The sequence below is a fragment of the Micromonospora sp. NPDC005367 genome, assembly GCF_040606825.1.
Lineage (GTDB): Bacteria > Actinomycetota > Actinomycetes > Mycobacteriales > Micromonosporaceae > Micromonospora.
On record NZ_JBEXFP010000010.1, the window covers coordinates 107573 to 121807 of the forward strand.

Sequence of the window (14235 nt, forward strand, 5' to 3'; positions counted from 1 at the left end):
CCTGCCCGGTACGACGAAACCCCTCCGGCGGTCGGCCGGAGGGGTTTCGCGACAGGTCCGTCAGCCCTGGCGGGAGGGCACCGGCGCCGACGCTTCGAGGAACTCGACGCGCGGCTCGTGCAGCTGCCCCAGTGCGATGGCCTCGCGCCGGAGGAAGAACGCCAGCGTCCAGTCGACCACAACCCGGACCTTCCGGTTGAACGACGGGATCCGGCTCATGTGGTACGTCCGGTGCATGACCCAGGCGGGCAGGCCCTTGACCTTGATGCCGTACACCTGGCCGACGCCCTTGTGCAGGCCGAGGCTGGCCACGCTGCCGGCGTGCTTGTGCTTGTACTCGACCGGCTCGCGCCCGCGGATCACGTTCGCGATGTTGTCGGCCATCCGGGCGGCCTGGCGCACCGCGTGCTGCGCGCTCGGCGAGCAGTACGCACCCGGCGGCTTGGTCAGGTCCGGCACCGCGGCGCAGTCGCCCGCGCTCCAGGCGCCCTCGACCACCTTGTCACCGTCGACGACCTGGAGCGTCGGCACGCACGTGATGTGCCCCCGCTCGCCCCGCGGGAGGTCCGTCTTGTCGAGCAGCGGGGACGGCTTCACCCCGGCGGTCCAGACGATCGTGCCGGCGGGGAAGCTGTCGCCGTCGGAGAGCTTGACGATCCCGTCCACGCACGATTCGAGCCGGGTGTCCAGCCGGATGTCCATGTTCCGCTTGAGCAGCTGCTGCACCGTGTAGGCGCCCATGTCCCGGTCCACCTCGGGCAGCACCCGCTGGGTGGCCTCGACGAGCACCCAGCGCATGTCCTCCGGCTTGAGCTCCGGGTAGTAGCGCAGCGCGTCGCGCGCCATGTCCTCCATCTCGGCCAGCGCCTCGATGCCGGCGTAGCCGCCGCCGACGAAGACGAAGGTCAGCTCGCGCCGACGGACGTCCGGGTCGGAGGTGGCAGCCGCCAGGTCGAGCCGCGCCAGCACGTGGTTTCGGAGGTAGATGGCCTCGCCGATGGTCTTGAACCCGATGCCGTTCTCGTGCAGGCCCGGGATCGGCAGGGTCCGGGAGACCGAGCCGGGGGCCACGATCACGTGGTCGTACGCGATCTCTCGCGTTGGCCCGGCGATCGGCTGAACCGTCGCGACCTTGCGGTCGTGTTCGACCCGGGTGACCGCACCAGCCACGACCGTGCACCGGCGCAACTCCCGGCGCAGCGGCACCACGGAGTGCCGGGGGGAGATGTTGCCGGCCGAGGCCTCCGGTAGGAAGGGCTGGTAGGTCATGTGGGGCTGGGGGTCGACCACGATGACCTCAGCCTCGAGGGAGCTGAGCTTCTTCGACAGGCGCAGGGCCGCGTAGAGGCCGACGTGACCAGCACCCACCACAAGGATCCGCTTCGGATTCACGCCGACTATCTTTCCCCGGGCCGCTCGGCTAATCCCGATCGCGCCCCCGTTCTGTGACGGAGCACAACCGCTGTGACCTGCGCAACTCCTTCAGGCCACTGGTGTCACCGCCGTCTCAGCAGCCAACCGAGCAACGCGGCCATACCCACCGCGACCAGCAGACCACCCACCGTGACCAGTTGATGGCCGGTGGTTCCGCCCAGACCGCCGGCCACCATGATCAGCACCCCGAGCACCGAGGCCCCCAGCACCACGGCGCCCGCGCGCAGCAGCCAGCGCGTGATCACGTCCGGATCCACGACGGCGTCGTACGGCAGCAACGCGGCCAGCGCGCAGAGCGTGTGCGCCAGGTAGAGCAGGGCGGCGAGGGCGAGTAGCCGCCACAGCTCGATCGGCCGGTCGTACCCGTCGGCCGCGACCAGCCACCCGCCCACCGCGACGAGCGCGGCGAAGGTCGGCCAGACCCGGCGCGGACCGACCGCGGGCAGCAACGCCGCGATCGCCAGCAGGCCGAGTGTCCGGCTGGAGAGCACCTCGGCCGGATAGGCCAGCACGAAGCCGGCCAGCACGGTGATGAAGATGCCCGCCCGGACGATCAGCGGCGCCAGGCTGATCCGGGTGGCTGCCGACCGGAGCGTACGCACCCGCTCGGTCAGGGCGTCGATCATCGCGGCCCGCCTCCGTCCACCGACCGGTGCCCCGCGCTCATCGGCCGCCCACCCGAGGCGCGGTGGCGAGCCGGGCCACGTCGCGCAGCACCTGGTCCAGGCTGCCCGCCCCGGCCCACCGCACCACCGGCACACCGTGCTCACGCAGCTGGGCGATCATCGTGTCCCGGTCCAGCCGCCACAGCCGGTACGCCACCTCGGCCCAGCCGCGGTCCTTCGGCGGCGCCAGGTCGGCGGGAAGGGTGTCCACCGCCACCACGAACCGGCCGGAACGGGCCAGCCGGGCCAGCATCTGCGCCGACCGTTCGTCCAGCAGCGGGGTGAGCACCACCACCAGGGCGTCCGCGGAGAGCAACTGCGGGCCGAAGACCTGGTCGTACGGTTCGGTTGCGCCGCCGACGTCGACGTGTACGTCGAGCAACCATTCCAGCACGGTCAGATACTGGCGGCGTCCGGTGGCGGGGCGCAGCCGGCGTGCGGCCGGCCCGTACTCCAGCAGGGACACCCGGTCACCGCGGTGCAGGTAGTGCTCGGCGATGGCGGCCGACGCCCGGACCGTGGTGTCCAGTACGGACGCCGCGCCGTCGACGCCACCCGAGCGGCCCGCCTCGGCGAGCACGTCGAGCAGCACCACCACTTCGGCGTCCCGGTCCGAGAGGGTGGCCGCCACGTGCAGCTGCCGCGCCCGTAGCGACACCCGCCAGTCGATCCGGCGCAGCCGGTCCCCCGGCGCGAAGATCCGTACGCCGGCAAGCTCACCGCCCTCACCGGGGCGCCGGGAACGGTGCGCGCCGACCAGGCCCGCGGCCCGGGGCATCGCCTCCACCGCCTCGAACGGCTCGGTCTTCGGGTAGACCTTCACCTGGACCGGTTCGGTGACCACCGCCCGGGACACGAGCAGCCCGCCGGCCGCGGCGACGCGCGCGCCCGCCGGACCGATCGGGTGCCGACCCCAGCGCAGCGCGGTGCCGGCCAGCTCCAGGTCGACCGCCGCCGAGGTGGGCACCGACGTGACGAACGGACGGTCCAGCACCGCACGCCCCTCGGCCCGGGCACCGCTGGCGAACCCGGCCCGGTCGATCCGCAGCCAGGGTGAGACCCGGCCCCGGATCACCGCGATCTCGTAGTCGACCGGGTCCGGGTTGCCGACGGTGACCGCGGCGGCAAGTTCGGCGCCCTCGATCAGGTGGCCGTCGTCGGTCTCCACCCACACCTGCGGCAGCGCGGCGGGCCGGCGGCGCAGCGCGTACGCGGTGCCGAGCGCGAAGGGTGCGGCCAGCACGATCAAGTCGATCCGGCCGAGCACCACCCCCGCCACCAGCAGCAGACCGGTGAGCAGCACCGCGCGGCCGAGCGCCCGGGTGGGCGCCCAGCCGGTCGCCGCCGGCTGCTGGTCCGGCACGCTCGCCCGGGTCATCAGCGCGTGGGCCCGCCGGCCGCGTAGCTGGGCAGGGCGCCGCTGGCCGGTGCCGGGGTACCCTCCAACACCTCACCGACCACGAAGGACGGATCGACCCGGCGCAGCCACATCTCCGGCCGGAGGGTGATCCGGTGCGCCAGCGCCGGAGCGGCCACCTCCTTGACGTCCTCCGGTACCACGTAGTCGCGTCCGGCGAACACGGCGCGGACCCGGGAGAGCAGCAACAACGCCAGCGACCCGCGTGGTGACGCGCCGACCAACACCGACGGGTGCTCACGGGTGGCCGCGGTGAGCGCCACGATGTACCGCCCGATCGAATCCTCGACCACGACGTCCTCCAACGCGGACTGCATGGCCCGCAGCGTCGCCGCGTCCACCACCGGCTTGATCTCGGCCTCCTCCCGGCGGCGCACCATCCGCCGGCGCAGCACCTCCCACTCCTCCTCGTGCTCGGGATAGCCGAACGAGACACGCAGCAGGAAACGGTCGAGCTGCGCCTCGGGCAGCGGGTAGGTGCCCTCGTACTCGACCGGGTTGGCGGTGGCCAGGACGTGGAACGGCTCGTCCAGCCGGTAGGTGACGCCCTCCACCGAGACCTGCTTCTCCTGCATCGCCTCGAGCAGCGCCGACTGGGTCTTCGGCGGCGTCCGGTTGATCTCGTCGGCGAGCAGCAGGTTGGTGAAGACCGGTCCGGCCCGGAAGGAGAAGTCACCGCTGCGCTGGTCGTAGAGGAACGACCCGGTGACGTCGGCGGGCAGCAGGTCGGGGGTGAACTGGAGCCGGCGAAAATCCAGCCCGAGCGCCTGTGCGAACGAACGCGCCGTGAGCGTCTTGCCGAGCCCGGGCAGGTCCTCCAACAGGACGTGCCCGCCGGCCAGGATCCCCGCGAGCACCAGCTCCAGCGCGTCCCGTTTGCCGACCACGACCGAGCCGACCGCGTCCAGCACCGCCCGGGCCAGGCGGCCGACCTCGGCGGCGGGCATGCTCCGGTCCACGTCGTTCATCAGATCTTCTCCAGTTCGGCGACGATCGCCGCGATGTCGCGCGGCGACGGTGTGCGGCGGGGGGAAGTCTCTAGGAACACCCAGAGCCGCTCGCCCAGCAGGTCACGGGCCCGGGCCGGGTCCGACTCGCGGGTGACGCCGTGCCGCAGGCGTAGCCGCTCGTCGGCCAACTCGCCGAGGCGGGGCAGGATCATCCCGGTGAACCGCTCGGGCCGAGTGTTCGACCACTCCAGCGGCCACTCCCAGCCGTTGATCGCTCTACGCAGCGCGTCCTGGGCGGTCCAGTTCCAGGTGCCGTCGTCCGCGCGGGTCACCGGGCGCCGGGGCGGGGGCGGAAGCGGGCCGGGAGCGAGCGCGGCCACGATCCGGCGTACGAGGAACAGGGCGAGCACGCCGGCGATCAGGATCAGCAGCGAGACCTGCATGCCGACCGCGCGTAGACCGACGATCACCACGACGACGACCGAGGCGACGCCGGCCAGCAGGCGCAGCACCGCACCCAGACGGCTGCGCCCGGTCCGCTCGTCCTGCCGGGGCCGTTCCTCCTCGAAGGTGAGCAGGTCGTCGATGCTCGCGCTACCGCTCATGCAGCACCGCTCTGCGTGGCCGTGGTGAGTTCGCCGCGCAGCCGTCGCAGCGCCGCGCGGGCCTGGTCGCGGGTGCGTTCGTCGACCGGGCGGGTCGCGTACCGCGCCTCCCGGTAGACGTGGGCGAACTCGGCCAGCACGTCGGCGCTGGCGATCGCCGGCACACCGGCCGACGGGTCGCCGCGCAGCAGGCGCAGCACCAGGTCTGTCGAGGTGTCGCCGGCCAGCCGGGGTACGCCGGCCGCGGCGGCGGCCTCCTCCAGCCGTACCCAGCAGGCGATCACCGCGACTCTCGGGTCGACGGCCTGGTCGTCGAGTTCGACGAGGCCGGCGTCGACCGCGGCCACCACGTCGTGGGTGGTGCCCTGGGCGGTGCGTCGGTGCCGCTGCTGGGGCAGTGCCCGGGTACGCCGGCGCAGCGCCCCGCGGAGCAGCACCCAGAGCAGGTAGCCGAGCGCGGCCACCACGGCGAGACCACCCAGGACGAGCGCCACTGTGACGATCCACTTCGGGATCTCCCGCCCGTCGGTCTGGGCGGTGTCGCGCGGCTCGACCGGAATGGACGGCTGCGTCGACGGGTACTCGGGGAGGAACGGGATCTCCTTGACGGCCGGCGGGATCCGGCTCGCGCCGATCGACGAGTGCCCGGCCGCCACCGCGGCGACACCCAGCAGCAGGACCACCGCGACCACCGGCCACAACCGACGAGCCAGGTCGAGACCGGTACGCGCCGGAGCATCGTCGCCCGGCGCGTACGGCGTGGGCTGACGCCCGCCGTCCGTCATCGCCACCGCCCCACGCGGGTTCAGTCCACTCCGGCCAGCTGCTTCGCCCGGGCGAACACATCGTCCAGCATTCCTGGTGTCAGCCGTCCCGTGAAGGTGTTCTGCTGGCTGACGTGGTAGCAGCCGAGCAGATCCGGTACGGCCGTGCCGGACCAGTGTGCCCCATGCGTGAACGCCGGTCGCGGGCTGGGCGGACGGAGGCCGTACACCTGGCGCAGCGTCGGCCACCACGCGGCCCAGGCGAACGCGCCCAGCGCGACCACGACCCGCAGTGTGGGGCGGATCAGGGTCACCTCGCGATGCAGCCAGGGCGCGCAGTTGTCCCGCTCCTGCGGGGTGGGCTTGTTCTCCGGTGGTGCGCAGCGCACCGCCGAGAAGATCCGGGTGTCGCGCAGGGTGAGCCCGTCGTCGACGGCGACGCTGGTCGGCTGGTTCGCCAGCCCCGCACGGTGCAGCGCCGCGAAGAGGACGTCTCCGGAGCGGTCGCCGGTGAAGATCCGACCGGTCCGGTTACCGCCGTGCGCGGCGGGGGCGAGGCCGAGTACGGCGATCCGGGCGTCGGGTGCGCCGTACCCGGGCACCGGGCGGCCCCGGTACCGTTGGTCGCGGAACGCGGCGCGACGGGTGCGGGCCACCTCCTCGCGCCAGTCGACCAGGCGTGGACAGGCGAAGCAGTCACTCACGGCCGCGTCGAGATCAGCGAGGTCGGTCGCCCGCTCGGCGCGGTCGACCACCTCCTCGCGGCTACGGGGCTCAACCAAGCTTGGCCCGGAAGAGTTCGAGGGTGCGGGCCCAGGCGGTCGCGGCGGCGCGCTGGTCGTAGTTCTCCGGCCGGTCCTCGTTGAAGAACGCGTGCGCGGTGCCCGGGTAGTCGTACGTCTGGCAGGTGCCGCCGGCGGTCTCGACGGCCCGGCGTGCGGTCTGCACGCCCTCGTCGGCGGAGGTGCCGTCCGCTTCGGAGCAGTGGATGATCGCAGCCTTGCCGGCGTAGTCGGTCCACTCGTTGCGCATCCCCTCCCAGGGGAGCCGCGGGTAGAAGGCCGCCGTGGCGACGATCCGCTCGGATCGGGTGGGCGCCCACAGGGCCAGGCTGGCTCCGGCGCAGAAACCGGCGCAGCCGACCTTGCCGGCGACCTCGGTCCGACCGGCGAGGTAATCGGCCGCGGTCGCGATGTCCGCCGCCGCCTCGTCCATCTGCACGCTGTTCAGCATCTGCCTCGGCTCACTCGGCTTGCTGGCCGGCTCCCCGTGCCGGAAATCCGGCGCAAGGGCGACGAATCCGGCCTCGGCGAAGCGGTCCACGACCGCCCGCACGTGGGGCACGAGGCCCCACCAGTCCTGGATGACGATGACCGCGGGGCTGGCCGCACCGCCGGAGGGTATCGCGAGATAGCCCTCGCCCGCGCCCTGGCTGCGGTACCTCACCATTTCGCCCATCGGACGCCCTCCTAGCGGTCAGTCATCGTTGGCTGGTCGCCCAGTGCCGGTAGCCTGCCACGCCGCGACCGCCCCGGGAAGATGCCGGAACAGTGGTATTCACCTCCTGTTCGCCGCCGCCGGATCCGAGATGCGCCGACGGCGGCGCGAGGACTCGCGCCGCCGTCGGGGGCCTGCGTGGGGTGATCCCGGCAGGCCGATGCGATCAGGCCTTCTCGGTCAGGCAGAGCAGGTAGCCCTTCTTGCCGGGCTCGATGCTGTAGAAGAGGTAGCCGTCCTGGTCCTCCGTGAAGAACGGCTCACACGCGGTGCCTTCCTGCGCCTGCGCCTCGGTCTGCCCGTCCACCCGACCGACCACGTTGTACACGGCTTCGGTCGAGGTGCAGTCGACGACCTTGGCGTCGTCGACCTCCTTCTCCTCCGTGCCGAGGACCTCGGGCAGCTTGGCGATACAGTCGCCGACCTTCGCGTCGGCCGTGGCGTCCTTGTCGAAGACGTTCCTGATCACGGTGGCGAGGCCGAACTTGAGTCCCGCGATGACCACGAACACGACGATCGCGCCGATGATGCCGAGCGCCTTCTTGCCGCCGGACTTCTTCGCCTCCGGCTCGGCCGGGGACGGCACCTGCCCTGCCGGGGGTGGCGCCTGCTCGGCCGCCTGGGCCTGCTGCGCCGGGTAAGGCTGCTCAGGGTTCGCCGAGGGGGGCGGTGCGACCTGCTCTGACACGGGGGTTCCTTCCGGGGGGTGAATGAGCAGACGACACGCTAGCGATCATGGACATCGTCCGTCGCCCCTCGAACCTCATCCGTTCAGCTATTTCTCAGCTTTCACAGCGGGCTCACAGCTTTGTGGCAAACGCCGGAACTCCTGGTCACCGGGTCGGCGGCGCCAGGAGCCCGGCGGCGCTCAACCGGTGGCGCCCGGAGTGGGCGTCGCGGTCGCCGCCGCACCCGGTCCGGTACTGGCCGTCGGCTCCGGGGTGACGGTCGACTCCGGAGTGCTCGTCGGCTCCGGGGTCGCCGCCGCGGACGGGCCGGACAACGGCGGAAGGACCGGTGCCACCGAGGGGCCGACCGGCGCCCGCGGCGCGAAGGGCGCCTGGGCCGGGCAGTACGGGTACGGACGCAGCAGCGGGTTGGCGTAGTACGGGTCCGGCTCGTCGAGACAGTCCGGGTAGCCGAGCCGGATCGGGTTGCCGTTCTGGTCGAAGAGCCGGGCGTTCTGCACCAGGCGCCCCTCGCTGTCGTAGACGAAGACGTCCCGGATCTGTTCGTACGGGTTGTTGACCGCGATCGGGTCGTAGGGGTGGTAGCCCGCCCGCTCCTCGGCGTCGGCCAGCCCGGCCAGCCCGAAGACGACGAGGACGAGGCTGCTGGCGTGCAGGGCCCAGCGGCGCCAACTGCGCAACCGCCCGGAGCGGCGGCCCAGCCAGATCGACGCGAGCAGGAACCCGACGAGCATCACGAGGCCGGCGAGCAGTTCGCCACCGAACCGCGGCAGGAGTCCGAGCGAACCGCCGGTCGTCACGACGGTCACCAGCATGGCGGCCAGGTAGGCCCGCAGGACCCACCACGCGGGCCGGAGCAGCCGCAGGAAATCGGTCGCGCTCGCGTATCCCAAGGGCGGGCCCAGCCGGGTGTCGACGGTGTGGAGCCAACCGCCGACGCGGCGGACGACGGCGGCCGCCCGCTGGTCCAGGTTCCGCCCCTTCCGGACCGGAGCACCGGCGGCGGCACGCAGCTCGGCGGCGTACGCCTCGGGTGGGCCGAGCCGGTCGAGCAACGAGCCCCCGGCCTCCGCGGCCACCTCGGCCAGGTGCTCGGGCAGGTCCTCGGTCAGCTCCTCGCGTACCGCCGCCGGAAGGTCGGCCAGCGCGGCGCGGACCCGGCCGACGTACTCCGCGATCTCCTGCTCCGTGACGGTCATGCCGCCGTCCCCCGTTCGTCGAGCAGTGCGTCCATCGTGGTGGCGAACGACCGCCACAGCTTGCCGGAGCGGGCCAGTTGGTCCCGGCCGGCCGCGTTCAGCGAGTAGTACTTGCGGTGCGGGCCGGATTCGCTCGGCACGACGTACGTGGTCAGCAGGCCGGCGGCGAAGAGCCGGCGCAGGGTGCCGTAGACCGACGCGTCGCCCACCTCCTCCAGGCCGGCCTCCCGGAGCCGGCGGAGGATGTCGTAGCCGTAGCCGTCCTCGTGGCGGAGCACGGCGAGTACGGCGAGATCCAGCACACCCTTCAACAACTGCGTGGTGTCCACGCCTCGGACACTACTGCGCCATGCAGAATAGTGTCAACGGCAGACTAGTGGGCGAGCCGCGGCGCCGGCACGCACGCACGAAACCGGAAATCCTGGGAAAACCGCTCCCGATCTGCGATCCGCACCACCCAGCCGTGCAACCGGAGGGATGCCTCCATATAATCGGAGGCAGCCCTCCGCATAATGCGAGGGAACCCCGGTCGACGAGGAGACGACGATGGACGCACGAGACACCCGCCAGACCTGGCTCGTGACGGGAGCCGCCCGAGGCCTCGGACTGCACCTGGCTCGGGCCGTGCTCGAGAGCGGCGACCACCTGGTGGCCACGGCGCGCACCCCGGCCCAGTTGGACGGCCTGGTCGAGACCTACGGTGACCAGGTCCGGCCGTACGCGCTGGACGTCACCGACCCCGAGGCCGCCCGGCGTGCGGTCGGCTTCGCGACCGAACAGTTCGGCCGGCTCGACGTGGTGGTGAACAACGCCGGTTACGCCAACAGCGCACCGATCGAGGAGATGCCGGAGGAGGACTTCCGGGCGCAGATCGAGACGAACCTGTTCGGCGTGGTCAACGTGACGCGGGCGGCGCTGCCGGTCCTACGCCGACAACGCGGCGGCACCTTCGTGCAGATCTCGTCGGTCGGCGGCCGGGTCGGCGGCAGCCCCGGTCTGGGGGCATACCAGGCCGCGAAGTTCGCCGTCGAAGGCTTCTCGGAAGTGCTGGCGAACGAGACCGCGCCGTTCGGGGTCAAGGTGATCATCGTGGAGCCGGGGGCGTTCCGCACCGACTGGCAGGGCACCTCCATGCGGCTGCACGACGTCGGCGCGGACTATCAGGACTCCGTCGGCAGGATGCACCGACTGCGGCGGGAGACCGACGGGGCGCAACCCGGCGATCCGGCTCGCGCGGCGGCGGTGATCGTCGACATCGTCGGTCACGAGGCACCGCCACGGCGGCTGCTGCTCGGCGCGGACGCCGTCGAGGCCGCACTGCGCAGTGGAGCGGAGCGCAACGCGGAAGCCGAGGAGTGGGCCGAGATCAGCCGCTCGACCGGCTTCCCCACCTGAGGCCGGCGGGGGCCCGAGCGCGACGCCGTGGCCGGCGGGGCCCGAGCGCGACGCCCTGGCCGCCGGGGATCCGAGCGCGGCGCCGTGGCCGGCGGGGGCCCGAGTGCGACGCCGTGGCCGGCGGCGGGTCAGCCGGCGCTCGGTGCGAGGCTCCAGGCGATGCCGTCGAGGATGTCGTGCTCGGACGCGACCACCGACGGCATCCCGGCCCGCTCCATGATCACCTTGAGCACCAGCGCACCGGCACCGATCACGTCGGCCCGGCCCGGATGCATCACCGGAATCGCCAGCCGCTGCTCCCGCGTCTTGCCGAGCAGATCGGCGGTCACCTCGGCGACCGCCTCGTACGACACCCGGGCATGGTGGATACGGGCCGGGTCGTACGCCTGGAGGCCCTGCGCGATCGCCACCACGGTGGTGACCGACCCGGCGAGCCCGACCAGGGTGGCCGCCTCGCGGCCGGGCACGACCTCCAGCGCCCGATCGACGGCGACCACGATGTCGGCCTGCGCGGCGGCGATCTCGTCCACGCTCGGCGGATCGCCGTGCAGGTGCCGCTCGGTCATCCGGACGCAGCCGATGTCCATCGACACAGCCGCCTGCACCCCGCCCTCGCGGGTGCCGACCACGAACTCCGTGGAGCCGCCGCCGATGTCCACCACCAGGAACGGCGCCTTCGCGTCGGCGGGCAGCCCGCGTACCGCGCCGGTGAACGAGAGCCGGGCCTCCTCGTCGCCGCTGACCACCTCCGGAAGGACACCGAGGGTCCGCTCCACCATGGCGCGGAACTCGTCGGCGTTCTCGGCGTCCCGGGTCGCCGAGGTGGCACACATCCGCACCCGTTCAGCCCCGAGCTTCTCGATCTCGGCCGCGTACTCGACCAACGCGACCCGGGTCCGCTCGATCGCCTCGGGCGCCAGGCGTCCGGTGCGGTCCACGTCCTGGCCGAGCCGCACGATCTCCATTCGCCGGCTGAGGTCGGTGAGCGGGCTCTCCGGCCCGGCGGCCGGGTCGGGCAGGTCGGCAACCAGGAGCCGGACCGAGTTGGTTCCGCAGTCGATGGCGGCCACGCGCGTCGTCACGCCGCAACCCTACGACAGCGATCAGGTCCGAGCCGGGGTCACCGGCCCTTGCGCGGCCACGCCGAGCAGGTGGGTGCCCAACGACGTCAGCCGGTGCCGCACCGCCCCACCCACCCGGACCGTGGTGAGCAGGCCCGCGGCCCGCAGCGCGGTGGCGTGCTCCGAGGCCGACGCCAGGCTGATGCCGGTCGCCCGGGCGAGCGCCGTGGTGGTGTGTTCCCCCGGCTCGGCAAGTCCGCGCAGCACCGCGGCCCGGGTACGACCGAGCAGCCGGACGAGGGGATCCACCTGCGGTGCGACGGTCACCGGTGCACCGATGGCGACCGGATAGACCAGCAGGATCGGGCGGTCCGGCTCCACCAGCACCCGTGGCCGCAGGCCGGCCAGTGGGGACGGCACCAGGATGAGGCCGTTCCCGGTACCGGTCAGGTCACCGGTCCACCAGGTGTCGACGTCGAGCACCGGTGACCGCCAGCGGATCAGTGGGTGCAGCCCGCCGAGCAGACCGTCCAGCCCGGTGGACGCGAACCGCTGCGCCGCCGTGTCCACCTGGTGCCGGTGGGCGAGCGTCAGGTGCGCCCAGTGCGGCGCGAGCACCGTGTCGAACCAGGTGCGGATCGCCTGCGCGAGCAGGTCGAACACCTCGGGATCGGCCGCCGCGAAGCGCCGCCGCAGCGGGGTGGCCGGCAGGTGGGCGTACGCGGCGGTGACGTCCGCCCGTATCCGCCGTACCGGCGCCGACCGGATCGCGTCGAGGCCGGCCTCCAGCGACTCGAGGCCGTCGAGCGGGGTCAGGAAGTCCGGCAGCCGGCCACGGGCGGGCAGCAGGTGCCGCAGCGCGGCGGTGGCGGCCCGGACCTCGCCACCGGCGGCCTCGGCGGCCCGGTCCGCCAGGGCGGGGGCGTTCGCGGCGACCGTCGGCCCGCGAAGTGCCTGGCTGGCCAGCACCGCCGTGCCCACCGGGTGCAGACGGTCGGCGAAACGGATCCGGCCGAGGTCCGCCGGGCGGAGCCAAAGGCGAAGCATGCCTGAAGCCTGCCCGTCTTCGGGCAGGACCGAAAGGGTTGACCCGGTGGCGGACGGTGACCGAGGGTTTGCCGATCGCGGACGGAGGGGCAGGTATGCGACGGGTTCTGGCGGTGGCGTTGGCGGCGGGCCTCGTGTTGGCCGGTGCCGCGTGTGACGGGGGTACCGCCACGCCGGAGCCGCCACCGGCCGACCGGGCTGCGGAGCCCGCGCCCGGGGAGCACCGGCTGACCCTCACGCACGGTGGGAAGGAACGCACGTACCTGCTGCACGCCCCGCCGACGTACGACCGGACGAAGCCCAGCGCCCTGGTCGTCGCGCTGCACCACTACCCGGGGAGGGGCACCTCGATGCAGGAGATGGTGGGCCTGGACGCCGTCGCCGACCGGGAGAACGTCCTGGTCGCGTACCCGGACGGGCTCGCCGGCGGCTTCAACGCCCTGACCTGCTGCGGCACCGCCGACGACGTCGGCTTCCTCACCACCCTCACCGAGCAGCTGGTGAACACCTGGGGAGCCGATCCTGATCGGGTCTACCTGACCGGCATCTCCAACGGGGGCGACATGAGCTTCCGCGCCGCGGTGGAGGCGGCGGGTGTCTTCGCCGCGATCGGCGTGGTCAGCGGCGGCTACATCGGTCCTCCGGCGGAGCAGGACGACTACGTACCGAAGCAGCCCGTCTCGGTGATCACTTTCATCGGCGGCCAGGACCGGTACTTCGACGCCTTCCGCAGCGGGGTGCAGACCTGGCAGCGGCGGCTCGGTTGTCGGCCGACGCCGGTCGAGCCGACCGGATCGCCGGAAATCATCCGTACGGACGCCCGCTGCGCCGACGGCAGCGACGTCACCGTCTACACGCTGCCCGAGATGGGGCACTCGTGGCCCGGCGCGACCAGCGGGCAGCTCGCCGACGCCGACGCCGGAGTGCGAGCCACCGAACTCATCTGGGAGTTCTTCTCGGCGCACCCGCGCCGTTCCTGAGCGAGGCGCAACCAGCGGTCAGAGCCGCAGCAGCATACGAGTGTTGCCGAGGGTGTTCGGCTTGACCCGTTCCAGGTCGAGGAACTCCGCGACACCCTCGTCGTACGAGCGCAGCAGCTGCTCGTAGACCGGCTGCGGCACCGGGGCGCCGTCGATCTCGGTGAAGCCGAACGAGCCGAAGAAACGAGTCTCGAAGGTGAGCACGAAGATCCGGGCGACGCCCAGCTCGCGGGCCGAGTCGATCAGCTCGCCGACGATCCGATGCCCGAGCTTCAACCCCCGGTACGACGGGTCGACCGCCACGGTACGGATCTCGGCGAGGTCCTCCCACATCACGTGCAGTGCGCCGCAGCCGACCACCGTCTGGTCGTCGGCCCGTACCGCGACGCGGAACTCCTGCACGTCCTCGTAGAGGGTGACGGTGGCCTTGCTGAGCAGCCGACGGTCGTCGGTGTAGGTGTCCACCAGCCGGCGGATCCCCCGTACGTCCCCGGTGCGGGCCCGCCGCACCACGATCTCGTCGGTCACCGCT

The 14235-nt window shown here is 72.6% G+C and carries 16 protein-coding genes; 2 read left to right on the forward strand and 14 right to left on the reverse strand.

The genetic code is table 11. The features are described from left to right. Window positions 1–60 precede the first annotated feature (60 nt). The 11 genes from ABZS42_RS10170 to ABZS42_RS10220 all read right to left on the reverse strand — a co-directional run bounded on the left by ABZS42_RS10170 (window position 61) and on the right by ABZS42_RS10220 (window position 9549). Entirely contained in the window at window positions 61–1392 is a 1332-nt protein-coding gene (locus ABZS42_RS10170; protein WP_355143657.1) for an NAD(P)/FAD-dependent oxidoreductase, read from the reverse strand. A gap of 104 nt (window positions 1393–1496) precedes the next feature. Then, window positions 1497–2060, reverse strand: coding sequence for a hypothetical protein (locus ABZS42_RS10175; protein WP_355143659.1), 564 nt, complete (start codon window positions 2058–2060; stop codon window positions 1497–1499). 37 nt (window positions 2061–2097) lie between these two features. Next, entirely contained in the window at window positions 2098–3477 is a 1380-nt protein-coding gene (locus ABZS42_RS10180) for a DUF58 domain-containing protein (protein WP_355143661.1), read from the reverse strand. Continuing rightward, entirely contained in the window at window positions 3477–4484 is a 1008-nt protein-coding gene (locus ABZS42_RS10185) for a MoxR family ATPase (RefSeq protein WP_355143663.1), read from the reverse strand. Before ABZS42_RS10185 ends, ABZS42_RS10180 begins: the two co-directional genes overlap by 1 nt. After that, window positions 4484–5071: a hypothetical protein gene (locus ABZS42_RS10190; protein WP_355143665.1), complete on the reverse strand. Its 588-nt coding sequence runs from the start codon at window positions 5069–5071 to the stop codon at window positions 4484–4486. The genes ABZS42_RS10185 and ABZS42_RS10190 overlap by 1 nt, the downstream gene beginning before the upstream one ends. Beyond that, window positions 5068–5856: a DUF4129 domain-containing protein gene (locus ABZS42_RS10195; RefSeq protein WP_355143753.1), complete on the reverse strand. Its 789-nt coding sequence runs from the start codon at window positions 5854–5856 to the stop codon at window positions 5068–5070. Before ABZS42_RS10195 ends, ABZS42_RS10190 begins: the two co-directional genes overlap by 4 nt. Window positions 5857–5876: 20 nt before the next feature. Next, window positions 5877–6617 carry a uracil-DNA glycosylase gene (locus ABZS42_RS10200; protein WP_355143667.1) on the reverse strand — a complete coding sequence of 247 codons (741 nt, stop codon included), beginning with the start codon at window positions 6615–6617 and terminating at the stop codon, window positions 5877–5879. Continuing rightward, window positions 6610–7293, reverse strand: a complete 684-nt coding sequence (locus ABZS42_RS10205; protein ID WP_355143669.1) for a dienelactone hydrolase family protein — start codon at window positions 7291–7293, stop codon at window positions 6610–6612. The genes ABZS42_RS10200 and ABZS42_RS10205 overlap by 8 nt, the downstream gene beginning before the upstream one ends. 205 nt (window positions 7294–7498) lie before the next feature. Then, window positions 7499–8020, reverse strand: a complete 522-nt coding sequence (locus ABZS42_RS10210) for a hypothetical protein (protein ID WP_355143671.1) — start codon at window positions 8018–8020, stop codon at window positions 7499–7501. 180 nt (window positions 8021–8200) lie between these two features. Continuing rightward, the gene (locus ABZS42_RS10215) at window positions 8201–9220 is read right to left on the reverse strand and encodes a hypothetical protein (protein ID WP_355143673.1); all 1020 of its coding nucleotides are present in this window, start codon (window positions 9218–9220) and stop codon (window positions 8201–8203) included. Next, a complete protein-coding gene (locus ABZS42_RS10220; protein ID WP_355143675.1) occupies window positions 9217–9549 on the reverse strand; it encodes a PadR family transcriptional regulator in 333 nt (110 codons plus the stop codon). The genes ABZS42_RS10215 and ABZS42_RS10220 overlap by 4 nt, the downstream gene beginning before the upstream one ends. 217 nt (window positions 9550–9766) lie before the next feature. Here ABZS42_RS10220 and ABZS42_RS10225 point away from each other — a divergent pair, with 217 nt between their 5' ends. Then, window positions 9767–10615: an SDR family NAD(P)-dependent oxidoreductase gene (locus tag ABZS42_RS10225; RefSeq protein ID WP_355143677.1), complete on the forward strand. Its 849-nt coding sequence runs from the start codon at window positions 9767–9769 to the stop codon at window positions 10613–10615. 128 nt (window positions 10616–10743) lie between these two features. Here the strand turns inward: ABZS42_RS10225 and ABZS42_RS10230 are convergent, their stop codons facing one another. Both ABZS42_RS10230 and ABZS42_RS10235 read right to left on the reverse strand, forming a co-directional pair. Then, entirely contained in the window at window positions 10744–11685 is a 942-nt protein-coding gene (locus tag ABZS42_RS10230; protein WP_355143755.1) for a Ppx/GppA phosphatase family protein, read from the reverse strand. 33 nt (window positions 11686–11718) lie between these two features. Further along, window positions 11719–12723: a winged helix-turn-helix domain-containing protein gene (locus tag ABZS42_RS10235; protein WP_355143679.1), complete on the reverse strand. Its 1005-nt coding sequence runs from the start codon at window positions 12721–12723 to the stop codon at window positions 11719–11721. A gap of 95 nt (window positions 12724–12818) precedes the next feature. On the opposite strand from ABZS42_RS10235, the gene ABZS42_RS10240 reads away from it, so the two are divergent. After that, on the forward strand, window positions 12819–13703 hold the full coding sequence (locus ABZS42_RS10240) for a PHB depolymerase family esterase (protein ID WP_355143681.1): 885 nt from the start codon (window positions 12819–12821) through the stop codon (window positions 13701–13703). 18 nt (window positions 13704–13721) lie between these two features. Here ABZS42_RS10240 and ABZS42_RS10245 read toward each other — a convergent pair whose 3' ends face one another. Further along, window positions 13722–14231 carry an amino-acid N-acetyltransferase gene (locus ABZS42_RS10245; protein WP_355143683.1) on the reverse strand — a complete coding sequence of 170 codons (510 nt, stop codon included), beginning with the start codon at window positions 14229–14231 and terminating at the stop codon, window positions 13722–13724. Between the last annotated feature and the right edge of the window lie 4 nt (window positions 14232–14235).

What these genes read in the sequence shown, in the direction of transcription:
- ABZS42_RS10240 (WP_355143681.1), top strand. Translation starts at nt 12,819, where the DNA reads ATGCGACGGGTTCTGGCGGTGGCGTTGGCGGCGGGCCTCGTGTTGGCC.
- ABZS42_RS10215 (WP_355143673.1), bottom strand. Translation starts at nt 9,220, where the DNA reads ATGACCGTCACGGAGCAGGAGATCGCGGAGTACGTCGGCCGGGTCCGC.
- ABZS42_RS10235 (WP_355143679.1), bottom strand. Translation starts at nt 12,723, where the DNA reads ATGCTTCGCCTTTGGCTCCGCCCGGCGGACCTCGGCCGGATCCGTTTC.
- ABZS42_RS10190 (WP_355143665.1), bottom strand. Translation starts at nt 5,071, where the DNA reads ATGAGCGGTAGCGCGAGCATCGACGACCTGCTCACCTTCGAGGAGGAA.
- ABZS42_RS10180 (WP_355143661.1), bottom strand. Translation starts at nt 3,477, where the DNA reads ATGACCCGGGCGAGCGTGCCGGACCAGCAGCCGGCGGCGACCGGCTGG.
- ABZS42_RS10175 (WP_355143659.1), bottom strand. Translation starts at nt 2,060, where the DNA reads ATGATCGACGCCCTGACCGAGCGGGTGCGTACGCTCCGGTCGGCAGCC.
- ABZS42_RS10185 (WP_355143663.1), bottom strand. Translation starts at nt 4,484, where the DNA reads ATGAACGACGTGGACCGGAGCATGCCCGCCGCCGAGGTCGGCCGCCTG.
- ABZS42_RS10225 (WP_355143677.1), top strand. Translation starts at nt 9,767, where the DNA reads ATGGACGCACGAGACACCCGCCAGACCTGGCTCGTGACGGGAGCCGCC.
- ABZS42_RS10195 (WP_355143753.1), bottom strand. Translation starts at nt 5,856, where the DNA reads ATGACGGACGGCGGGCGTCAGCCCACGCCGTACGCGCCGGGCGACGAT.
- ABZS42_RS10205 (WP_355143669.1), bottom strand. Translation starts at nt 7,293, where the DNA reads ATGGGCGAAATGGTGAGGTACCGCAGCCAGGGCGCGGGCGAGGGCTAT.